The 21,235-nt window shown below is 37.0% G+C and carries 22 protein-coding genes and 1 tRNA gene; 7 read left to right on the top strand and 16 right to left on the bottom strand.

All coding sequences use genetic code 11. From position 1 onward, the window contains the following. Positions 1 to 4 precede the first annotated feature (4 nt). The 8 genes from nuoF to V6R96_RS18130 all read right to left on the bottom strand — a co-directional run bounded on the left by nuoF (position 5) and on the right by V6R96_RS18130 (position 6,381). Entirely contained in the window at positions 5 to 1,363 is a 1,359-nt protein-coding gene (nuoF, locus tag V6R96_RS18165; protein WP_111960061.1) for an NADH-quinone oxidoreductase subunit NuoF, read from the bottom strand. 12 nt (positions 1,364 to 1,375) lie between these two features. Beyond that, a complete protein-coding gene (nuoE, locus tag V6R96_RS18160; RefSeq protein ID WP_040996940.1) occupies positions 1,376 to 1,885 on the bottom strand; it encodes an NAD(P)H-dependent oxidoreductase subunit E in 510 nt (169 codons plus the stop codon). Positions 1,886 to 2,013: 128 nt separating this feature from the next. Beyond that, on the bottom strand, positions 2,014 to 3,237 hold the full coding sequence (locus V6R96_RS18155) for an NADH-quinone oxidoreductase subunit D (RefSeq protein ID WP_111960063.1): 1,224 nt from the start codon (positions 3,235 to 3,237) through the stop codon (positions 2,014 to 2,016). 69 nt (positions 3,238 to 3,306) lie between these two features. Beyond that, positions 3,307 to 3,801, bottom strand: a complete 495-nt coding sequence (locus tag V6R96_RS18150) for an NADH-quinone oxidoreductase subunit C (RefSeq protein WP_111960065.1) — start codon at positions 3,799 to 3,801, stop codon at positions 3,307 to 3,309. Positions 3,802 to 3,808: 7 nt separating this feature from the next. Continuing rightward, on the bottom strand, positions 3,809 to 4,369 hold the full coding sequence (locus V6R96_RS18145; RefSeq protein ID WP_047397471.1) for an NADH-quinone oxidoreductase subunit B: 561 nt from the start codon (positions 4,367 to 4,369) through the stop codon (positions 3,809 to 3,811). A 99-nt stretch (positions 4,370 to 4,468) separates the two neighbouring features. Next, positions 4,469 to 4,840, bottom strand: coding sequence for an NADH-quinone oxidoreductase subunit A (locus V6R96_RS18140; protein WP_048502955.1), 372 nt, complete (start codon positions 4,838 to 4,840; stop codon positions 4,469 to 4,471). Positions 4,841 to 4,961: 121 nt separating this feature from the next. Further along, positions 4,962 to 5,138: a hypothetical protein gene (locus V6R96_RS18135; RefSeq protein WP_336379807.1), complete on the bottom strand. Its 177-nt coding sequence runs from the start codon at positions 5,136 to 5,138 to the stop codon at positions 4,962 to 4,964. Between the two features lie 109 nt (positions 5,139 to 5,247). Beyond that, the gene (locus V6R96_RS18130) at positions 5,248 to 6,381 is read right to left on the bottom strand and encodes a GNAT family N-acetyltransferase (RefSeq protein WP_336379806.1); all 1,134 of its coding nucleotides are present in this window, start codon (positions 6,379 to 6,381) and stop codon (positions 5,248 to 5,250) included. A gap of 108 nt (positions 6,382 to 6,489) precedes the next feature. Here V6R96_RS18130 and V6R96_RS18125 point away from each other — a divergent pair, with 108 nt between their 5' ends. Beyond that, complete coding sequence (locus V6R96_RS18125; protein ID WP_111960219.1) at positions 6,490 to 7,197, top strand: zinc metallopeptidase; 708 nt, start codon at positions 6,490 to 6,492, stop codon at positions 7,195 to 7,197. On the opposite strand, the gene V6R96_RS18120 is transcribed toward V6R96_RS18125, so the two are convergent. The 8 genes from V6R96_RS18120 to rbfA form a co-directional block, all read right to left on the bottom strand. Beyond that, positions 7,194 to 7,799, bottom strand: coding sequence for a YigZ family protein (locus V6R96_RS18120; protein WP_223560453.1), 606 nt, complete (start codon positions 7,797 to 7,799; stop codon positions 7,194 to 7,196). The two genes, V6R96_RS18125 and V6R96_RS18120, sit on opposite strands and share 4 nt — an antisense overlap. 119 nt (positions 7,800 to 7,918) lie before the next feature. Then, the gene (locus V6R96_RS18115) at positions 7,919 to 8,101 is read right to left on the bottom strand and encodes a bacteriocin-like protein (RefSeq protein ID WP_223560452.1); all 183 of its coding nucleotides are present in this window, start codon (positions 8,099 to 8,101) and stop codon (positions 7,919 to 7,921) included. Positions 8,102 to 8,264: 163 nt separating this feature from the next. Continuing rightward, on the bottom strand, positions 8,265 to 9,299 hold the full coding sequence (gene ribD, locus V6R96_RS18110) for a bifunctional diaminohydroxyphosphoribosylaminopyrimidine deaminase/5-amino-6-(5-phosphoribosylamino)uracil reductase RibD (RefSeq protein ID WP_336379805.1): 1,035 nt from the start codon (positions 9,297 to 9,299) through the stop codon (positions 8,265 to 8,267). A 63-nt stretch (positions 9,300 to 9,362) separates the two neighbouring features. Beyond that, positions 9,363 to 11,168: a DUF349 domain-containing protein gene (locus V6R96_RS18105; RefSeq protein WP_336379804.1), complete on the bottom strand. Its 1,806-nt coding sequence runs from the start codon at positions 11,166 to 11,168 to the stop codon at positions 9,363 to 9,365. A gap of 75 nt (positions 11,169 to 11,243) precedes the next feature. Next, entirely contained in the window at positions 11,244 to 11,981 is a 738-nt protein-coding gene (locus tag V6R96_RS18100; protein WP_223560449.1) for a shikimate dehydrogenase, read from the bottom strand. Between the two features lie 60 nt (positions 11,982 to 12,041). Continuing rightward, positions 12,042 to 13,826, bottom strand: a complete 1,785-nt coding sequence (locus V6R96_RS18095; RefSeq protein ID WP_336379803.1) for an endonuclease — start codon at positions 13,824 to 13,826, stop codon at positions 12,042 to 12,044. A gap of 70 nt (positions 13,827 to 13,896) precedes the next feature. Then, positions 13,897 to 15,102, bottom strand: coding sequence for an ABC transporter permease (locus V6R96_RS18090; protein WP_111960079.1), 1,206 nt, complete (start codon positions 15,100 to 15,102; stop codon positions 13,897 to 13,899). Positions 15,103 to 15,105: 3 nt separating this feature from the next. Further along, positions 15,106 to 15,465, bottom strand: a complete 360-nt coding sequence (gene rbfA, locus V6R96_RS18085) for a 30S ribosome-binding factor RbfA (RefSeq protein WP_111960081.1) — start codon at positions 15,463 to 15,465, stop codon at positions 15,106 to 15,108. 94 nt (positions 15,466 to 15,559) lie between these two features. On the opposite strand from rbfA, the gene mce reads away from it, so the two are divergent. The 6 genes from mce (at position 15,560) to V6R96_RS18055 (ending at position 21,220) form a co-directional block, all read left to right on the top strand. Further along, the gene (mce, locus tag V6R96_RS18080; RefSeq protein ID WP_111960083.1) at positions 15,560 to 15,958 is read left to right on the top strand and encodes a methylmalonyl-CoA epimerase; all 399 of its coding nucleotides are present in this window, start codon (positions 15,560 to 15,562) and stop codon (positions 15,956 to 15,958) included. 62 nt (positions 15,959 to 16,020) lie between these two features. Next, positions 16,021 to 16,094 (top strand) — tRNA-Ile (locus tag V6R96_RS18075). 304 nt (positions 16,095 to 16,398) lie between these two features. Continuing rightward, on the top strand, positions 16,399 to 17,436 hold the full coding sequence (locus V6R96_RS18070) for a hypothetical protein (protein WP_336379802.1): 1,038 nt from the start codon (positions 16,399 to 16,401) through the stop codon (positions 17,434 to 17,436). Between the two features lie 420 nt (positions 17,437 to 17,856). Then, positions 17,857 to 19,422, top strand: coding sequence for a primase-helicase family protein (locus V6R96_RS18065; RefSeq protein ID WP_336379800.1), 1,566 nt, complete (start codon positions 17,857 to 17,859; stop codon positions 19,420 to 19,422). Between the two features lie 18 nt (positions 19,423 to 19,440). Continuing rightward, positions 19,441 to 19,941 (top strand): ribonuclease H-like domain-containing protein, encoded by a 501-nt coding sequence (locus tag V6R96_RS18060; RefSeq protein WP_336379799.1) that lies wholly within the window; start codon positions 19,441 to 19,443, stop codon positions 19,939 to 19,941. 1 nt (position 19,942) lies between these two features. Further along, complete coding sequence (locus V6R96_RS18055) at positions 19,943 to 21,220, top strand: DNA polymerase (protein ID WP_336379798.1); 1,278 nt, start codon at positions 19,943 to 19,945, stop codon at positions 21,218 to 21,220. The last annotated feature ends 15 nt before the right edge of the window (positions 21,221 to 21,235 follow it).

Raw genomic sequence — 21,235 nt, 5'->3', positions numbered from 1 at the left:
TTAGCTATGCATTTTTTTCAACAGCCGGAATCGGATCAGCATAATTAGCCAATCCATAATTTTGTGTCTGAGACAGCTCAGGGTTTTTAATATGCCATTCAAATTCATCTCTGAAATGGCGGATCGCTGCTGCAACTGGCCAAGCTGCTGCATCACCCAACGGACAGATCGTGTTTCCTTCAATCTTTCTCTGTATATCCCAAAGAAGGTCAATATCTTCCATTTTTCCTTCTCCTTTTTCAATCTTCTTTAAAATTTTGTACATCCATCCTGTACCTTCACGGCAAGGGGTACATTGTCCGCAACTTTCGTGATTGTAGAATCTTGCCAAAGTCATGGTATGTTCTACGATACACTGATCTTCATCCAAAACGATGAAACCTCCTGAACCCATCATGGTTCCGGTAGCAAAACCACCGTCTGCCAGTGATTCGTAGTTCATGTATCTAGGTTCTCCGTTTACGGTTCTCAACAATAAATTGGCAGGAACAATCGGAACAGAACTTCCTCCAGGAATACAGGCTTTCAGCCTTTTCCCGTCTTTGATACCACCACAGTATTCATCAGAATAGATGAATTCTTCAACAGTGATCGTCATATCAATTTCATAAACTCCAGGTTTGTTGATATTTCCGCAAGCAGAAATTAATTTTGTACCTGTAGATCTTCCAACTCCTATTTTTGCGTATTCAGCTCCTGTAATATCAATAATCGGAACGATAGCTGCAATAGATTCCACGTTGTTTACCACCGTTGGTCTTTCCCAAAGTCCTTTTACAGCCGGGAATGGTGGTTTTAACCTTGGATTTCCTCTTTTACCTTCAAGGGATTCAAGCAATGCAGTTTCTTCACCGCAGATATAAGCTCCTCCTCCTCTCTGAACGTAAATTTCACAGTCAAAACCGGTTCCTAAAATATTTTTACCTAAAAATCCTGCCGCTTTAGCTTCTTCAATAGCTTCCTCCAAAATATCAGGAATCCATGAGTATTCTCCACGGATGTAGATATAAGAAACATTGGAACCTAAACAGTAAGAGGATATAAGCATTCCTTCGATCAGCAAATGAGGAAGAAACTCCATCAGATATCTGTCTTTGAAAGTTCCCGGCTCAGATTCATCAGCATTGACAACAAGGTGTCTTGGCACGCCTTCCGGTTTTGCCAGAAAGCTCCATTTCATTCCTGTTGGGAATCCGGCTCCACCACGTCCACGAAGTCCTGAAGCTTTTACTTCTTCAAGAATTTCGTCGGGGGTCATTTTCAAGGCTTTTTCTGCTGCGGTGTAACCTCCCTGTTTGCGGTAAGTTTCAAAGTAGCGAATACCTTCTATATGTGCATCTTTAAGTAAAAGTTTTTTACTCATCGTATATTTTAATTAATCTAAAGCAACTTGTCCCTGTCTGCAAAGATCAAGGATTTCGTCTACTTTTTCTATCGTTAAATTTTCATGAAAGAATTTCCCTAACTGCATCATTGGTGCATATCCGCAAGCTCCGAGGCATTCAGCAGGTTTTAGGGTAAACATACCGTCTTCAGTAGTTTCTCCGTCTTTAATGTTCAGCTTGGTTCTGATATGATCAAGGATCTTTTCGCTTCCGCAAACCATACAAGGCCCTGTTCTGCACACTTCCAAAACATATTTACCAACCGGCTTCATATTGAACATGGTATAAAAAGTAGCTACTTCATATACTTCAATTGGCTTAATACTTAATAATTCAGCAACATAATCCATCACAGGAACGTCTAACCATCCTCCGAATTCTTTCTGTGCTAAGTGAAGTACAGGAAGAAGAGCAGACTTTTGTCTTCCCTCAGGATATCTTGCGATAATTTTGTGTACCTGTTCTAAACTTTCCGGTTTAAAAGCTATTGTTTCGCTCATTTTTTATCTAAGATTAAAGAGTAAAGAACAAAGAAAAAAGATTCTGAAGTCCGTTATTCTAAATTCGTATTTATATTGGGTTGAAGAAAGTCTTTTATCTTTCTTCTTTTATCTTTTTGTCTAATGTATTATGCGTCTAATTCTCCCGCAATAATATTCATACTACACATCGTAACGATCGCATCTGAAATTACAGAACCAGTGATCATTTCGGGATATGCCTGATAGTAGATGAAGCATGGTCTCCTGAAGTGAAGTCTGTACGGGCTTCTTCCTCCGTCGCTCACTAAATAGAAACCTAATTCTCCGTTTCCACCTTCTACAGCATGATAAACTTCTCCTTTTGGCACATCGGTTTCTCCCATAACAATTTTGAAATGGTAGATCAAGGCTTCCATTTTCTGATAAACATCCGCCTTTTCAGGAAGATAGAAATCCGGAACATCCGCATGGAATGGTCCTTCAGGAAGATTGTCGTATGCCTGATTGATAATTTTAAGTGATTCCCAGATTTCCTGCTGACGAACCATGAAACGGTCGTAAGTGTCACCTGCAGTTCCTACCGGAATGATGAAATCGAAATCTTCGTAAGAAGAATAGGGCTGTGCAACTCTTACATCATAATCTACGCCTGCTGCACGTAAGTTTGGACCTGTAAAACCGTAGCTTAATGCTCTTTCAGCAGAAATTGCTCCCGCTCCAATGGTTCTGTCCATGAAAATCCTGTTTCTTTCCAATAAAGTACAGAATTCTTTAAATCTTCCCGGGAATGTTTTCAGGAAGTCTTTTAATAACTCATGGAATTTTGGAGTGAAATCTCTTTCAAAACCTCCGATTCTTCCCATATTGGTCGTCATTCTTGCACCACAAATCTGCTCGTACATATCGTAAATACGCTCTCTTTCGATGAACATATAAGTAAGACCTGTAATGGCTCCTGCATCCATTCCGGTTACCCCGTTACAGATCAGGTGATCACCGATTCTGGCCAATTCCATTAAAATCACACGCATATAATCTACACGTTTTGGAACTTGTACACCGATCAGCTTTTCTACTGTCATGTGCCAGCCAAGGTTATTGATTGGTGCTGAACAGTAATTCATACGGTCGGTAAGGGTAGTGATCTGAGCATAATTTCTTCTTTCAGAAATTTTTTCAAATGCTCTGTGGATATAGCCTACTGTTTGCTCCGCGTGAAGGATTCTTTCTCCGTCCATCGTTAAGATGTTCTGGAAGATCCCGTGGGTTGCAGGGTGGGTAGGTCCCAAATTGAGGGTATAAAGCTGCCCGTCAATCTGCTCCTTACTTTCGTATTGGTTAAGTATATTAGATAATGAGTTATCTTTCATAATATATAATTGATAATCGATAAGCGATAATTGATCATGAACCAACCATCATTAATCATTTATATTTTTTTATCTTCCGAACATGTTATCGTCCTTATCTGTTCTGGTTCCATCTTCAAGACGGTATTCCTTCAGCATAGGGTGGTATCCGAGATCTTCCATATTCAGGATAGGTCTCAGGTCAGGATGTCCTTTAAATTTAATTCCGTAGAAATCAAACGTTTCTCTTTCCATCCAGTTGGCTCCGGCAAATAAATCTACAAGAGAATCCACTTCGATATTTTCTCTGGCCATAAAGATCTTCAGGCGTAATCTGACATTAGCCATCATATTGTGCAGGTGATACACGACACCGATTTCCTTGTCCGGAAATTCAGGGTAATGGATACCGCAGATATCGGTAAGAAAGTTAAATTCCAACGATGAATCTTTCAGATAATGAATAATCTTTTTGATATCATCTTTTTTTACTTCAATAGTTAACATTCCATAAGGCTCTGAACTAGAGATTACAGACTCCGGAAATTCTCTTGTGATTGCTTCTAATACAAATTCGTTCGTCATTTCCGTTTTAGTTGCTAATGTTGTAAGAATCTAACAATTTTTGGTATTCAGGCATATCTCTTCTTCTGATGCTTTCGCTTTCTGCCAAAGCCTGAACCTGCATTACGCCTTCAATAATCTGCTCCGGTCTTGGAGGGCATCCCGGAACATAAACGTCAACCGGAATAATTTTATCAATTCCCTGTAAAACAGAGTAGGTGTCAAAAATACCACCGCTGGAAGCACAAGCTCCAACAGCAACCACCCATTTTGGCTCGGCCATCTGAGTGTACACTTCTTTTAGGACAGGTCCTAATTTTTTAGATATAGTCCCGCAAACCATTAGCATATCCGCCTGTCTTGGTGAGAAAGAGTTTCTTTCCATACCAAATCTTGAAGCGTCATACGTAGGGTTCAGGGTAGCCATAAACTCGATACCACAACAAGAGGTAGCAAATGGTAAAGGCCAAAGAGAGAATTTTCTGGCCATCCCGATTACACTGCTCAGTTTCGTTGCGAAAAACCCTTCTCCTTCAAATCCTTCGGGAGCAGGTGCATCTGTTCTTATTACTGGTTTGTTATCTGACATTTGATTGATTTAAGATTTAAATTTAGATTCTAAATTGGTGTTAATGTTAACTTAACTCTAATTTTCTGATCTAAAATTGTCATTTAAAATTTCTATTCTTTATTTATCCCAATCTAATGCGCCACGCTTCCATACATAGAAAAACGCCATGAAGAAAATTGCGACGAAGGTTAAGACAGCAAGGAATCCTTCCATTCCGAATTCTCTGAAGTTTACAGCATATGGATAAAAAAATACGATTTCAATATCGAATAGCACGAATAATACTGCTGTCAGGAAATATTTGATGGAAAACGGTGTTCTCGCATTTCCTTCTACAGGAACTCCACATTCCCAGCTTTGGTTTTTTACAGAATTTCCTTTTTTCTGTTTTGGTCCCAGAAAATGGGCTCCAAGCAAAGAAACGGCTACGAATGCGATAGCTACACCTGCTTGAATAAGGATTGGAATATAACTTTCAGGTAAATTCATTTTTGCATTATTATCTCAATTTGCAAATTTAGCGAATAAACAAGAAAGCATGAAATTAATAAGCTTAAAAGTGGGATTAAAATAGGGAAAAGCGGTAATTTAGAATCAATAAAAATAGCGCTTATTTCTTCATTTTTTTGAGGAGAGAGTAGGCCATGAACGATATGTATCCAAAAAGAATGCTGACCAGTGTTATATTGACTACGGTATTCATTCGGTCATCTTCGATCCGAAAAAACAAGTTGTAAGCGATAAATGCTGCAATCAGAACAGCGAAAACAATGAGATGTGGTTTCATAGGATAAATTTACGAAAAGAATTCAGGTTTTTAAGGGAAGTTTTCTGAAGTGTAAAGTATGAGTTATCAGCTTTCGGTTTAAAATAAGTCACTAATAACTCATCATTTATCACTGATGATTAATTGCTAGTGAATAGGTTCTTCTTCTTTTGTGATTGACGGGATTGTAATCCTGCCAAAGCACCTGAACACTTTTATTTTCTTCCAGTTCAGGATTGGTTTCTGCAAAATCAATTCCCATGCTGGTAAAACGCACAAAAATTTCTTTGAATATAATGGCTGTAACGCCTCTTCTCTGGTATTCGGGATGAATTCCGATCAGATAAAAGTTCGCACGGTCGTTTTTCTTTCCTGCCTGTAAAAAATGCCACCATCCGAAAGGAAACAGCTTTCCTTTAGATTTTTGTAGGGCTTTAGAATAAGAAGGCATTGTAATGGCAAATGACACGAGTTCGTTATTTTCATCCACTACACAGATCACATAGTTTTTGTCTATAAAAGGGAAGTATTTTTCCCTGTAAGTCTGTATCTGTTCGTCCGAAATAGGGGTATAGGTTGAAAGGTGCTTATAAGTTTCGTCAAGCAATTTAAACATAGGTTCTACAAACGGGAGAATCTCCTGTTTTGATTTGAAATTGAGAACTTTAAGTTTGTATTTCTGAGCAATCAGACCACTGAATTTTTCTACTTTTTCAGGTAAAACCTTTGGGAAATTCATTTCATACTCCACCCATTCTTTTTCTTTGATCAACCCAAGATCTTCCATGTGTTTTGGGTAGTATTCATAATTGTAGATTCCAATCATGGTGGCCAGCTTATCAAAGCCCATGGTAAGCATGCCTGCTTTATCAAGATTGGTAAAGCCCATTGGGCCCTCAATCTTGTCTATATTATTTTCCTTGGCGTAATCTATTGCTTTTTGGATCAGCGCCTGAGAAACTTCTTTATCATCAATAAAATCAATCCATCCGAAACGTACTTTTCTGATGCCTAATTCCTTTTCTTCCTTGTGATTGATGATCACGGCTATTCTTCCAACTACTTTATTGTCTTTCAGGGCAAGAAACTGCCTGGATTTTGAATAATTTAAAGCCGGATTTTCTTTTGCGTCCCAAATTTTAAATTCGTCTTTAATAAAGGAAGGAACATAATAGGGATTGTTTTTATAAAGATCCATTGGAAATCTTACGAATTTTTTTAATTCGTCTTGATTTTTCACTTCAATAACTGAAACTTTAGACATAGATAAAGGGATAATTAGAGAGCAAATATAGATAATAAAATGTAATACTTTGGCACAGTTTTTACATCATTATGTTTAAAATTAAACACAAAAAATCTATATAAAATGATGGGTTATTATATTATTATCGGTGTTTCAATGCTGATAAGCTGGTGGGTTTCGTCCAGATTAAAATCGAAATTTGAATACTATTCCAATGTACATCTTAGAAATGGACTTTCAGGGAAAGAGATAGCAGAAAAAATGCTGAGAGATAACGGAATCACTGATGTACAGGTAATTTCTGTTCCCGGCCAGCTGACGGATCACTATAACCCGGCAGATAAAACAGTTAACCTTTCAGAAGGAGTCTATATGCAGAGAAATGCAGCTGCTGCGGCTGTGGCTGCGCATGAATGTGGGCATGCAGTGCAGCATGCTGTAGGATATTCGATGCTGAACCTGCGTTCAAAGCTGGTTCCTGTTGTGAATATAAGTTCTAATCTGATGCAGTTTGTCCTTATCGCAGGTATCGGGATTATGGCAGCAACAAGATCTATTGATGATCCCAACGGAAATACGACGGTTCTGGCGATAGGAGTGGCAATGTTTGCATTGACTACACTTTTTGCTTTTGTAACCCTTCCAGTGGAATATGATGCCAGTAACCGAGCAATGAAGTGGATTAAAGACACGGGAACAGTTACCCAGGAAGAATTTGTAGGAGTACAGGACAGTTTAAAATGGGCAGCAAGAACGTATGTTGTGGCAGCCCTTGGATCACTGGCTCAGCTTCTTTATTGGGGTTCATTACTCCTTGGTGGAAGAAGGAATTAATCTTTAAATTCAAATGAAACATACTGCATTTCGGATAATTTATCTGAAATGCTTTCTTTTTGGGCTAATTTTAAAGATGCAGTGAGGATGCAGTTTTCATTAGCATCAAAATTCAGAACCCTAGCATCAAATTTGGAAAGCAGGGTAAAAATAGTATTCTGCTGATTGAAGTTGAACTGGATTTCAATTTCTGTTTCAAGCTCTCTTGTGATGATATTGGCCTCTTCCAATGTGATCTTTGCACATTCTTTATAGGCTTTTACAAGCCCTGAAACCCCGAGTTTTGTTCCGCCATAATAACGGACCGATATAACCAAAACGTTGGTGATTTCGTGTGCTAAAAGCTGATTGTAGATAGGAAGACCTGCACTTCCTGATGGCTCACCGTCATCATTTGCCCGATAGTTTTCACCTTCCAGGCCCATTCTGAAAGCGTAACAGTGATGGGTAGCCTTAGGGTGTTCTGTCCGGATTTTTTCCAATGCTTCTTTCAGCTCCCTTTCGTTATTGACCGGAAAGGCAAATCCAATGAATTTGCTTCCTTTTTCTTTTAATAAAGTATTTTCTATGGGTTTTTCTATGGTTTTATATTCGAACGTCATTATAGCCGGCTTTATCAATGCAAAAGTATAAATACAACATAAGTTACGCAATCATAAATAAAGAAGCCATCAATATTTTGACAGCTTCCTAAATCTTTTAATGTGATATTGAATCCTCCCTATGATCCGCAATAATCTAAAGGAAGTAGACACATATAGCTTGTCGGTCCGCAATAATCCTGAGGACACTTGTCTCTGCATCTGGTAGATTCCCCGGTAGGTAAAGTACAGTCTACAAATACAAATGCACCACCGCTAATATTTTTTAAACCGGTTCTTGAAATTTTCTTTAAGTTTTTCATGATAATTTAGAGTTTAATTATTTAATTCACCGTTAAGTTACTTAATTAATTTCAACTGAAAATATAATTTTGCGGGAGTTTTATTATGTTAAGTCAATCTTTTGAAGATATTGTTGGTATCATGTTACATAAATGACTTAAAAATATTTTAAATTATATGATGCTAATCTAAGTTATCGGGCTGGTAAAATAAAATGGTATTATCTCTAATGGTTTTACTCTCGTAAGGCCTCAAATCTAGTTTAGGTGCTTTAGTCCCATTCTCCAGTTTCAGGTTTTCGTTTTTGATTACAATAGCTTCATCCCAAAGTTCTTCATTGATGAATTGTAATAGGGTATAGCTGCCTCCTTCTATAATGATGGATTGTATCTGTTCCTTATAAAGTGTAGCCATCAGATCCTGCAGGAAATTCTCTTTTCCTACTTTGATAAATTTAATGTTGTTTTCAGTCCCTTCTTTTTTGCTGTTGATTACCAAAGTTGTTGCTTCATCATTATAGATTTTGAAATTTTCCGGTACTTTCAGATCAAAATCAATGAGTATTCTTATAGGATTTACTCCTTCAGCATTTCTTACGGTCAGGCTTGGATTGTCATTTAAAGCGGTTTGTGTTCCCACTAAAATAGCATGTTCGTCGGCTCTTAGTTGATGTACAAATTGATTGGCCAGAGAATTTGAAATGGCTGTTGGTTTAAAATCCTTATCTAAAAACCTGTCTCCTGATTCGGCCCATTTCAGGATAATGTAAGGTCTTTTCTTTTCATGATAGGTGAAAAATCTTTTATTCAGCTCGATACATTCTTTTTCCAGTATTCCTGAAACCGCTTCAATACCTGCATCCTGAATGATTTTTTTCCCTTTCCCGTTCACTTTGTCATGAGAATCCATGGCGCCAATGACAACTTTCCTGAAACCAAGTTCTTTAATTTTTAAAGCACATGGTGGCGTTTTACCGTAATGGGCGCAGGGCTCCAGTGAAACATAGATCGTAGATTCGGGTATAAGATCTTTATTTTCTACAGAATTGATCGCGTTAATCTCAGCGTGGTTTTCTCCGGCTTTATGATGGTATCCTTCCCCGATGATTTTTCCGTTATGGACAATCACGCTGCCTACAAGAGGGTTGGGGTAGGTTTTGCCCAGTGCTTTCTGAGCAAGCTCAATGCATCTTTTGATGTATAATTCGTCGTTGTTCATAAAGTAAAAAGAAAAAGCGAAGACAAATTTCTTTGCTTCGCCTTTTTTATATTATTTAATAGATTAATCTCCGGTAATGATATTGTGAAGATTCTGCTTTAAGGTTTCCAGATGAGCCTTCTTCTCGTCGATTGTATTGAATGTATCTCTAAGAAGAGGATTTTCTCTTGAAGGCTTGTTAAAGAATGCCAGGTTATTTTCCAGTTTTACAATCTCACCCTCAAGGTCAGAAATCTGGCTCTTGATCTTTCTTGCCTTGTCTGTAAGCTGGTTTTCTGTTAAACCTTCTTCTTTCAGCTCAAGTTCGTTGATCTTATTCAGCTTCAGCTTTTCTCTTAACGTTCTGTTGAACTCGGTATTGATTGAGATTTTGTCTCTTGGTACTTTCCCGATGTTGTTCCAGGCGGTTTTTATTGCTTCTATTCTTTCAATACTGCCTTCGTCATTGGAAACGGTTTTCAGATCCTCGAGAATTTCTTTTTTCTGTTTATAGTTCTCTTTCCAATTATCGTTAGAAGCATTGTTTTTCTCTCTGTAATTATTGAAGAACGTATTACAGGCATCACGGAATTCGTCCCAGATTTTATTGGTCATGCTCTTTGGAACGTGTCCGATTTTTTTCCAGTCTTCCTGAAGCTTTTTGAACAGAGGAACGGCAATATCCCATTCTTCATTGTTCATATTGTCCTGTGCAGTCTGGATCAGTTTTAATTTCTCTTCCAGATTGGTTTGCTGGGAACCTTTGAGAGATTTATAATAATTATTTTTTGTTGTATTGAAAGCTCTGAGTGTTGTTTTGAAATCATTCCAGTTCTGGTTGGATAATTTTCTTGGAACACTTCCTGTTTTTAAGAATTCAGTACGAAGGTCTTCAACTCTTTTGATAGAATTCTGCCAGTAGCTGTGGTTAGGAGTTTCGGAAGGCTCAGACAATTTTTTGATCTCTGCGATGATCTGGTTTTTCTTTTCAAGATTATCATTCTGTTCGCCTTCAATAGCTGCAGAGAGCTCAGATTTTCTTTCGTGGATCTTGTTGGAGATTTCTTTGAACTCTTCCCATGTTTTTTCACGGAATTCTTCTGCTACAGGCTCAGCTTCTTCTTTCCAAAGCTTGTGAAGATACTGAAGCTCGTTCAGGGCTTTCTGAATTATAGGCTCACTTTCCAGTTCTTTAGCACGCGCAATGATATGCTGTCTTTTCTCTAAATTATGGCTGAATTCCTGCTCCAGAAATTCTTTATTCAGATCCAGCATCTGATAAAACTGGTTCAGATGGTGGAAGTAATTATTATTAAGGATCTTGAATTCGGATTTTGCAACCTGGCCGGCTTTTGACCATTCTTCTTTGATTTCACGGATGGATTTGAAAAGATTGGTTCCCGGTTCAGAATTGGTATAAAGGTTTTTAAGTCTTTCTATGATATTCTGGCGGTGCTCAAGGTTTTTTTTCTGTTCTTCATCCTGAGATTTCTGGTAGCTGTCATGTTTTTCCCTGAAAATATTAACCAGAGCGGAGAATTTGGACTGTAAAGGATGCTCGTAGCTAAAGTTTTCAGGAGGATTCCCGCCTTCTACATACTCATGCTTTTTGTCTTCCACTTCATCATGAATGTAATGACCTGCTTTTTCTTTTAACTGATTGAATCTTTTGAAATTCTCGCCTGCATTAGCCGAGTTGATGATGGTTTCCATTTCTTTTAAAGCATCGGCCAGGGAAATATCATCAGCATGATCCTCTTCCAGGTGTTCTGCGTCATCTTCATGAGCGCTTTCACCATGAGGTACAGGTGTTTCAGATGTTTCTTCTTGAGATACTTCGTTAGAATTTTTGTTTTCTTCGTTTTCAGAAAGATTGTTTTCTGTAATCATAGCAAATCTTTTATGTGAGTGGCGTTAATATCCTTTTGTATATAGCAGTAAAGCCAATTAAGGTACTAATTTAGTTTATTTTTTTTGAAAATTCCAAATTTCCCAAGCTTTTTCTGCTTGCTGCTCAAGCATATAATAACCATTCACTGTTTTGGCTCCTTTTTCGGAGGCTTTAATGATGAACTGGGTGTAGTTCGGGTTGTAGATCAGGTCAATAATCAGGTGTTCCGGGGTGATTCCTTCAAAAGGGAATTCCAGGCAGTCTTCTACATTTGGGAATGTCCCTACAGGAGTACACTGGATGATGATCTTATGGTCGCGGACCGTCTCCCTGTCCAGATTCATGAAATTGATTTCGGAATTTCTGGAAATAGTAACGGATGGAATTCCATGCTTATCCATAATATATTTCACAGCTTTTGCAGCACCTCCGTTTCCCAGAATCAATGCTTTGTCCTGATGGGATTTTTTGTGGAGCAGAAGTGTTTTTTCAAAACCAAAAGCATCAGTATTGTAACCTGTTTTTTTACCATCTCTGATCAGAACACAATTGACGGCACCAATCTTTTCTGCTTCGTCGCTAAGTTCGTCGAGATAGTCAACGACCCTTTCTTTGTAAGGAATAGTAACATTGAATCCTAAAAGTTCAGGATCATTCAGAAGGGTTTCTACTTCATCAATTTCATTTAGGTCAAAAATATCGTAGGTAAAGTCTTTCAGCATCAGCTTCTGGAACTTGTCTTCAAAGAATTTTTTGGAAAAGGAATAGGAAATATTCTTTCCTATCAGTCCTAATTTTTTATTGGAATCCATGTATCAAAAATAAAAAAAAGACCGAATAAATCGGTCTTTATTATCAAATATTTTTACGGTTTAGTCTACCATGAATTTTGTAGAGAACCGGTCTGTTTTCAATATATAGTTTCCCTTAGTAAGTCCTTTAATATTGATCTTATTGGAGTTTTTGAAAGGATTTGCAATAACTTCTATCAGTTTTCCAGAAAGATCATAAATCTCAGCTTTTGAAATTTTGCTTAAGTTTTCACCTTTTACAAATAATTCATTGTTTTTTACCGGGTTAGGGTAGATGATGAATTCAGAATTGTCTTTTTTAATGTCAGAAGTTCCCAGTGAACCGAAACATGTCCATGTAAGGTCATCTATGGCAACTCTGTTTGAACCAGGGTTAGTGATCTTAATAATTGCATTTCCACTGATATTTGCGTTAACTGTTGTTGTAGTTACTGTTGTGCTGTATGGAACAGTTCCTATCACAGTTCCATTAACTTCAATATTTAAATTACCATTTGAACCCGTAGTGAATTTTCGTTGAGTGGTTATTGTTATAGACTGTACTCCTCCTGAAATTGTAGAACTTGTCAAATCTCCACCTTGAATAGTAATTGCTCTTCCGTTAATGGTCTGATCTGTTCTTGCGAAGTTAGCTGTCCATGAAATATTATTGTTTGTCCATGTTCTTGTTGAATATTGGGAATCTGATGCCGGAATATTCTCAAAGTTTTCAGTTCCACAGCTTGTATTTCCGCTAGGCTGCCCTGCGAGAGTTGTTCCGTCTGCAGAATTACTTTGTGGAGAAGAGTTTCCTGAAGCGTCTTTAGCAATCACATAGAAAGTATAGGTAGTAGACGGAGATAGTCCCTGAACAGTAGCTGTAGTTCCTGCAACTGTAGTTTTCAGTATTCCGTTAGCATAAACATCATAAGCTGTAACACCAACATTATCTGTAGCAGCAGTCCAGCTTAAAGAAATCGTATTCGAAGTTGGGTTCTGGGTAATAAGATTGGTCGCAGCAGTTGGAGCCTGTGTGTCTATAACCGGTGTTCCCCAGATCTGCTCAGCATAAGAAGGATTGTCTATAAATGGATTTCTGTTTCCCTGATAAGTATAAGATGCATTATTTCTGGCAATTTCTTCAGATGAAACGGGATCCATTATATGCCACGCCAAAAGCTGATTCAATTCCCATGTCTGAAGCCCAGGATAGGTAGATCCACCCAGCATATTTCCGGTACTGAAACCTGGAAGTCCAGCTTCATATCTCGTTACAAAATAGAAGATCATTCTAGCTACGTCACCTTTAAAAGCATCAATAGGCTCAAATACAGTCCCTCCATACCCTGGTGATACTGAATTTCCGAGTTTAGATCCGTTTTCTGATGTAAAAGAGGCAATTTGTACTTTACCAAAAGGGTAGTTTGACCTCATCCCATTCACTTTTCCGTCGGTTGCGCGGATGAAATGAATATCTGATACCATTGGACTGGCTTCATCGAATAAGCTTTGAGGTACAATATGTTCTCTGTTGTAGCAGTCTCCTTCGCTGTTATACCCACTGCTGCCACACTGGTTTGTACCCAGAGTGTATGTGTAAGGATCAGAGCTGTTTGGCTTTTCAGAATAAATATCCAAAATAGTTCCGTCATTTTCGTAAAAAAAGTCACGGTCAGTTGTTGCATAGCCTGTCCATAGGCCACCGTAGCCATGATCCTGATGCCCTTGTTCAATTATGCCTTTAAGTGCAGTTTTAAGTGGAGCACCCGTAAGCCCTGCAGCGTTATCATAATAACCTGCAGGAGCCTGAGCTGAGGCGAAAATAAATGTGACACTCAGTAAGAAAAAAGATAAAATTCGTTTCATTTAAAAAAAATTGGGCCGTAAAGGTACAAAAAATTGAAAATGAAGCTGATTTTATTTCAAATCGGATATATTAACTTTTAGTAATATAGTCTTTGCTGATTTTGGAAAAAAACCAGGAGATAATGATCCCAAACAGGGAAGCAGTGAAAGCTACGATAAGATAATTTTTTCCAACGATTTTTACAGGGAAAGGGAGCATTTCATTAGCTCTGAAGAATTCCGTATAAAGTTGGAAATAGCAGAGTAGGGTTCCTGCGATCAGGCCAGAGATTACTCCGGAAATCACGATAAGCAGCCCGGTATAGAAATAGGTCATTCTTAAATGGCTGATTGGAAAGCCCAGTGAAATAAGGGATCTGGACTGTTCTCTTTTATCAAGCTGAAGAATAATGATCGCTCCGGCCAGATTGAAGGTCGTAATGAAAATCACCAGGGCAAAGATAAGATAGATGAACATCTTTTCCGTATTGATCATTTTCCAGAACGCAGCATTTTCTTCTTCCTTGGTTTTTATTTCAATATTTTTTCCCAATGAAGTAAGAAGGCTCTGTTTTACGGCATCAGCATTTTCCGGATTTTTTAATTTGATGACAATCTGATACGCTGATTTTTTTGGCAGGCTGAGTAATTCTTCGGTAAGCTCTATTGGGGCAATGATATAGCTGTCCAGCTGTTCTTTTCCCGGGAAAACTCCTGTTACCAGAAAATCTCTTTTATTATAGATGTCTTCCTCTTTGTTAATGATACCGGTTCCCGGCTTGGGCATAAAGATTGTAGCGTAATTGCTTGTAGAATCTATAGGAATTGAAAGCCTGTTGTGCAGGTTTGTTTCCATTAACACTTCATTGGAGTACTGGAAACTTGGATAAGTTCCATAGAATACATCTTTATCAATGGGATTGACTTTTATATAAGCGGAATCAACTCCTCTTAAATAGGCAATATCACCTTTACCTTTATAATTGACATATACTTTTTCCTCAATGACGCGGGAAAAACTGCTGATTGCCTTATTGTTTTTTAAAACTGTAGTGACCTTATCCAGATCTTTCACTGTTTTTCCTGAAATACTTTTCAGGGTGAGATCAGCATGAAGATTGGAAATCAGGTCTTTGTTCAGGGTTTCAAGGCCTGAAAACACTGAAATGATCACAAACATTGCAGTCACAGCAACCGTCATAGCCCCTACCGAAAGCCACGTTATAAACGTCACGGCCGTGCTTCCCTTTTTAGCCAAAAGGTATCTGGATGCTATGTAAAATGCAATATTTTTCAAGATTTATAAAACCGGATTGTCGCCTTCGCCTCTTAATTCTCTTTCTAGTTTTTCAACATCATCAAGAGCGGTGTCCAGATAAAAGTTAAGCTGCGGAATTATACGTACCTGTTTTGCCATTTTCTGGCCAATAAAATTTCTGTACTGAGGTTTGTTTTCTTCAATTTCCTTCATCACCGCGGAACGGAATTCCTGCGGGAAAATACTTAAATAAATTTTAGCAATACCCAGATCTGCCGATACTTTTACATCTGAAACGGATACCAATATGCTCTGCTTGCTTTCTGAAGCCTGTTTGCGGAAAAGCTCTGCGAAGTCTTCCTGGATGATCTGTGCTACTTTTCTTTGTCTGTTACTTTCCATAAGTTATGCAAATTTAGTACTTTTGTTTGAATTGATACCTTTGAAATTCAGCTCCGGTATCAAATTTACGATTTAATTATATTTATTAGTATTTATGAAGCTAGAACATATCGGTATTGCCGTAAAATCTTTAGGAATTTCTGATGACCTTTTTACCAAACTGTTAGGAAAAGAATCTTATAAAAAAGAAAGTGTGGAAAGGGAAGGGGTTGTCACTTCTTTTTACGGAGCGGGAGGAAGTAAAATAGAGCTGTTAGAAGCCAGTAACCCGGAAAGCCCGATCTCGAAGTTTATTGATAAAAAAGGTGAAGGTATCCATCATTTGGCATTTGGTGTAGAAAATATCCTTGAAGAGATTGAAAGATTAAAAAAAGAAGGATTTCAGTTTATCTCCGAAGAACCTAAAGAAGGTGCTGATAACAAATTAGTTGTCTTCCTGCACCCAAAATCCACGAACGGAGTGTTGGTAGAACTTTGTCAAGAAAAGCAATAAAAAGTTTTGTAGTGAAAGAAATTTTGCTATTTTTGCAATCACAAAATTTAACCAAGTTTTGAGGTCCTATAGCTCAGTTGGTTAGAGCACCTGACTCATAATCAGGTGGTCCCTGGTTCGAGCCCAGGTGGGACCACTACAAAAACTCGACAAGCCCCTATTTATGGGGCTTTTTTATTTCCCAAAACCACAACGCTGAAATATACGCTTAAACTTCCTCGGAAAAGCCTTGCTGGATTGACTTCGCAAGAATATGGTTCTATTTTAAAATAAAAATTAAAATGATTTTGTGATTATAAAATTGATCAAATCATTTCTCCATTTTATATCTCTATCCCTTTTGCCTAAAGAGATTGAGAAAATTTCCATTTTCGTCAATCTCCGATATTCCCTCAGATTCCACCAAATATTTTTATCTTAGTTCTTCCGAAAGTCTTTATATGAAAAGAAACGATATTATTACTCTTGAATTAACTGATTTACCATTAGAATCACTTCCAAAAATATTTACATTTTTGGAGAATACTTTAGAAGAATTTCTCGATTTGGATGTATTTGAGGAGAAAATAAAAAGGTTTACTATTTTGGAACAGTACTTTATCTGTAAATATGGAGTTGAATATTATTCTAAACCTAAACTTACCTCGTGGTTAAACAAACAAAAAGATGATTGGGGAATGGAAGATGAAACTGTAAGAAGAATTCAGGAAAATTCAGAGGAATTCTTATCCAGTGTAGAGGGAATGAAGAATTCGTTGGAGAGAATCGCCAAAAACCACAAAAGAAAGTATAAAAACTTTAAGGATCTGCAATTTCCTTATGAAGAAGAAATTATTGATTACAGAATACCTCTCTATTTTGTTCCTCAAACTATAGAAGACTTTGAAAGTAGACATAAAACATTTTCACAAAATAAAAACAGATTCAAAGAGGAAGTATTTGAAATTTTCAGAGATATTTTTTCCGATCATGATATAGAAAGATTTTTTAATAATTCTTTCGATTTTCAGTTCAATCCTTACCTTGTTTCATTACTTTATATAGAAGTTCACAATGTAGGAGATTTCAAAAGTAAGGCTTATACGCTTTATGATAGTTATAATAAATTTTATAAATCTGAAAAAGCTAAATATGAAAAGTACTTTGCCAATTACTGTGAAGATCTTGCTAAGGGATTAAAAAATGGTGTAATTAAAGAAAAACGTACTGACAGCAAAGGATTACTTATTGAAACAGGCAGAACGATAGAAGTGAATGAAAACCGTAAGAAATTTTATCCCACACCCGAAAAATTAGAAGAGTTAAAAAAATCTTTCGCATTAAATGAGGTTGGCAAAATAGATTTTACAAAAGTCCTGTATAATTCATTTCCTTTCATCAGAGAGGATTATATTGAAAAGAAAATAAAAAATATCGATTATACAGTAGATCAATTCATTGATACTTTTTCTACAAGTATTCGCCCTGCTAAAAATTAAAAACTTATTCCTGATGTGTAAAACGTATAAATACGGTTGAGATTTTACACATCGTACTACAAAAAATTCTTCGCTATTCTACTTTTGATCCGTCAAATTGAGACAGGATCATGGATAACAACGCACTAACATATCATCTAACAAAAGTTTTTTCGGAGCTGGAGGTTCGGATAGCAGAGAGAGTACTATCTCTACTGACGGAGCAAGGCTTGGGACTAGCAGGGACGCCTGTGGGTCAGGAAAAGCTTTTGACAGATAAGCAGTTATGCGAACATCTTCAAATCTCAATTTCACACCTCTACAAATTTAAGAAAGCTAATCCCGATTTCCCTACTTATCCGATGGATAAGAATATTCGGTATAAGCTTTCTGAGGTAGAGGAATTCTTGAAGTCTAATCAATTAAAGTTGAAAAAATAAAATGGAGAATAGCAAAAAAATAGAAATTCCATTTGAAGTTACTGATAAGGGTAAAGTACGGTTTGATACGTACGGTTATATAGAATATACCGAAGATTTGGGATTCAGAAGAGCCAAAATATTTGGAGTTGAACATCTTGTCAGAATACAGGATAATATTGTAAAAATTGTTAATAAGTCGGACATCATACAGACAGCACTTGAATATCTTGATGAAAACTTCGATCAGGAATCAGAACTCGAGTACGGAGTGACCAAATACGAAATCAAAAATGCTTGGATCAATAAAGCACGGCAGATTTCAGAAGATGCGACATTATCATTTTTGCGACATGAAGAGCTTAATCCACTTAGGGATACGCAGGAAATAAGTTATTTCTGCTACCAAAATACAGTGGTAAAAGTACAGGCAAAAACTCTTAAAACTGTAGATTATGAGGATTTAGAACATCATGTTTTTTACGATCAGATCATTCAGAGAGGTTTTAGTTATAATGAGCCTTGTTTGGAAGAGTTTATTCCATTTAGAACGTTTATACACAATGTTGCGGGAAATATAGAAGAGAGAATCCTTTCATTCGAGGTAATGATTGGCTATATGCTTCATACATTCCAAAATCCTGCACTGGCAAAGGCTGTGATACTGCTTGATAGTATTGTTAATGAGATCGGACTGATAGAGGGAGGAACAGGAAAATCTTTGTTGGTAAGAGGCTTGAGCTATATGAGGTTTCTGTGCAATATTTCAGGGAAAGATTTTTCCAGCAGTTCCGGTTTTGCATTCCAAAGGGTAACGCCTTTCACCAGTATTGTAGCCATTAATGATATTAAAGAAAATCAAAACTTCGAGGGATTCTTTGGCAGAATAACAGACGGGTTTACCATAAGCAGGAAGTACAAGCATGATATTTTTATTGCATTTGAGCATGGTCCGAAAATGATTATCACAAGCAACTACTATGTAAAATCTCCGTCAGGAAACAGTACAGAAAGGAGGAAACATGAAATTGAATTATCAACCCATTACGGCAAGGATTTAACAGTTTATGATGAATTCGGACATCATTTCTTTGATGAGTGGAACGAGAATCAATGGTTAGGATTTGACCACTATATGCTGTACTGTATTAAGCTGTATCTCGAAAAAGGATTGGTCAAAGCGCCTCCTATCAACTTAGAGTTAAGAAAACTTATCAGCGAGGTAGGATTGGAACTGATGGAATTTTTAGATCAGATATTACTGACCAAAACCAGGCTTCATAAAAAAGAATTATTTGCTGAATTCAGGAAAGAATCAATAGGATCACGGTATCAGTTGAGTTTGAGAGGATTTACCATAAGACTTAAAAAATATCTGGAATATAAAGGTATAGGCTATGTAGAAACTCCAAGTAATACTAAGGTTTTTATTGAAATCATTACCAAAGAAACGGAGGAAAAACAGACCTTTTTGACAATTAATGACATCAAAACTGACTACAAAACCGTAGATACTCCTAATAAAATGACCCGATTAGTCAATCACTTACAGAAATTTTTCAGTACTGGTGATAACACCGAAAATTAATAATTAAAATTAAACAAAATGAATAAACAAAAGATCTTAGTCATAGACTTGGAGACAACAGGATTAGACCCATTTACAGACCATATTGTGAGTGTTGCTATATCTGTTGAAAAAGGAACGGGATTTAACATTGTTCTCCCTTTTTATAAAAATAAAGCCAAAGTGAAAGAATTCTTACAACCGATTTTATGGGTACTAGAAGATGAAACGATTACCAAAGTCTTTCATAATGCCAAATTTGATTTAAAATTCTTTCATCAGTATGGGATTGATATTAAAGGAGAAATTATTGACACAATGATTTTAGATTATCTCTTTGATCCTAACCGTAAAACTCACGGATTGAAAGAAATTTCAGAACTCCACCTCCATTATCATCAGATTTCTTTTGATGAAATGAGGAAAGGCAGGGATATTACCGAAGTTCCAAAAGAAGAACTCACGCAATATGCCTGTGAAGATGCAGACCTAACCCTGCAATTGTATCATTATTTAACTCAACAATTAAATCAAAACTAAAATGGATATAGCTATTAATCAGTTAGAACACAATTTAATCTGTGTTCTAACTAAAATCGAACGCAATGGTGTAAAAATAAACACGAAGAAATTAGAACGTGTAGAACATCAGTTATTAAATCGACTACAGACGACCACCAAAAAAATAATGGAGGTTGCAGGAACTGAAATCAACCTTAACAGCAATGAACAGCTGAGTACCCTGCTTTTTGAAACTCTTAAACTTCAACCTAAAGTTACTTCTAAAGGTAAATCGGGATTGATTTCTGTTGATAAATCGCACTTAGGTAAACTTGTGAATGACCATGAAATTGTACCATTAATCTTAGATTACAGGAAAACCAATACTCTGTTAAGCTTCTGTAATCAATTGAAAGAAGTTAACCCGAAAACGAAAAGACTTCATTGTAACTTAAATCAGATAGGAACAGCTACAGGACGTTTCAGTTGTAGTAATCCGAACTTACAGAATATACCAAATGTAAAGCTAAAGGACAAAGAAAATGAAACTGATGAAATTAAGATCCTTGCTTCGGAACTGCGGGAGGTTTTTATTGCTGAAAAAGGTTGTGTGCTGATTGGTGCAGATTATTCACAGATTGAGCTTAGGGTAATGGCGGAGATGAGCCAAGACAGCTTTTTACTTCATGCTTATTGTAATGATATAGATATTCATCAATTAACAGCTTCCAAAGTGTTCAGTTGTAAGGTTTCAGAAGTAACGGAGGAACAGAGGAAAATTGCGAAGACAATCAATTTCGGTTTAATCTATGGAATGTCAGCAGTAGGATTAGCAGAATCTCTTACATCAATTACAAAGAAACATCATTCTAAGGAAGATGCCGAGAAAATGATGTCAGATTATTTTGCCGAGTTCAGTGGTGTAGAATCCTGTTTGGAGGGATTAGTCGATTATGCTGATCATCATGGTTATTCCAAAACACTATTCGGACGCACCAGACCAATTCCCGAACTAGCTTCTAATGATTTGAATATTCGAGAGAAAGGAAAACGCCTTGCGATGAATTCTCCTGTACAGGGCAGTGCAGCCGATATAATCAAAATGGCAATGGTAAAATGTGATAAAGCTATTATAGAGAAAGGTTTGCAGTCAAAAATAATACTCCAGATCCATGACGAACTGCTTTTTGAGGTTCCTAAAAGTGAAGTGGAAATCATGGAAAAGCTTATAAAACATGAGATGGAAAACGTCGTAAAATTATCTATTCCACTAACAATAGAACTCGGTAAAGGGGCTAATTGGGCAGAAGCTCACTAAATAAGAATTACTAAC

The organism is Chryseobacterium sp. CCNWLW53 (assembly GCF_037083525.1).
Classification (GTDB): domain Bacteria; phylum Bacteroidota; class Bacteroidia; order Flavobacteriales; family Weeksellaceae; genus Chryseobacterium; species Chryseobacterium lathyri.
The sequence above is the reverse complement of the archived record's forward strand: the minus strand, read 5'-3'. Positions and strand labels throughout refer to the sequence as shown.

Coding starts and splice junctions, on each gene's coding strand:
- nuoF (WP_111960061.1), bottom strand. CDS start 1,363: ATGAGTAAAAAACTTTTACTTAAAGATGCACATATAGAAGGTATTCGC.
- nuoE (WP_040996940.1), bottom strand. CDS start 1,885: ATGAGCGAAACAATAGCTTTTAAACCGGAAAGTTTAGAACAGGTACAC.
- V6R96_RS18155 (WP_111960063.1), bottom strand. CDS start 3,237: ATGAAAGATAACTCATTATCTAATATACTTAACCAATACGAAAGTAAG.
- V6R96_RS18150 (WP_111960065.1), bottom strand. CDS start 3,801: ATGACGAACGAATTTGTATTAGAAGCAATCACAAGAGAATTTCCGGAG.
- V6R96_RS18145 (WP_047397471.1), bottom strand. CDS start 4,369: ATGTCAGATAACAAACCAGTAATAAGAACAGATGCACCTGCTCCCGAA.
- V6R96_RS18140 (WP_048502955.1), bottom strand. CDS start 4,840: ATGAATTTACCTGAAAGTTATATTCCAATCCTTATTCAAGCAGGTGTA.
- V6R96_RS18135 (WP_336379807.1), bottom strand. CDS start 5,138: ATGAAACCACATCTCATTGTTTTCGCTGTTCTGATTGCAGCATTTATC.
- V6R96_RS18130 (WP_336379806.1), bottom strand. CDS start 6,381: ATGTCTAAAGTTTCAGTTATTGAAGTGAAAAATCAAGACGAATTAAAA.
- V6R96_RS18125 (WP_111960219.1), top strand. CDS start 6,490: ATGGGTTATTATATTATTATCGGTGTTTCAATGCTGATAAGCTGGTGG.
- V6R96_RS18120 (WP_223560453.1), bottom strand. CDS start 7,799: ATGACGTTCGAATATAAAACCATAGAAAAACCCATAGAAAATACTTTA.
- V6R96_RS18115 (WP_223560452.1), bottom strand. CDS start 8,101: ATGAAAAACTTAAAGAAAATTTCAAGAACCGGTTTAAAAAATATTAGC.
- ribD (WP_336379805.1), bottom strand. CDS start 9,299: ATGAACAACGACGAATTATACATCAAAAGATGCATTGAGCTTGCTCAG.
- V6R96_RS18105 (WP_336379804.1), bottom strand. CDS start 11,168: ATGATTACAGAAAACAATCTTTCTGAAAACGAAGAAAACAAAAATTCT.
- V6R96_RS18100 (WP_223560449.1), bottom strand. CDS start 11,981: ATGGATTCCAATAAAAAATTAGGACTGATAGGAAAGAATATTTCCTAT.
- V6R96_RS18095 (WP_336379803.1), bottom strand. CDS start 13,826: ATGAAACGAATTTTATCTTTTTTCTTACTGAGTGTCACATTTATTTTC.
- rbfA (WP_111960081.1), bottom strand. CDS start 15,465: ATGGAAAGTAACAGACAAAGAAAAGTAGCACAGATCATCCAGGAAGAC.
- mce (WP_111960083.1), top strand. CDS start 15,560: ATGAAGCTAGAACATATCGGTATTGCCGTAAAATCTTTAGGAATTTCT.
- V6R96_RS18070 (WP_336379802.1), top strand. CDS start 16,399: ATGAAAAGAAACGATATTATTACTCTTGAATTAACTGATTTACCATTA.
- V6R96_RS18065 (WP_336379800.1), top strand. CDS start 17,857: ATGGAGAATAGCAAAAAAATAGAAATTCCATTTGAAGTTACTGATAAG.
- V6R96_RS18060 (WP_336379799.1), top strand. CDS start 19,441: ATGAATAAACAAAAGATCTTAGTCATAGACTTGGAGACAACAGGATTA.
- V6R96_RS18055 (WP_336379798.1), top strand. CDS start 19,943: ATGGATATAGCTATTAATCAGTTAGAACACAATTTAATCTGTGTTCTA.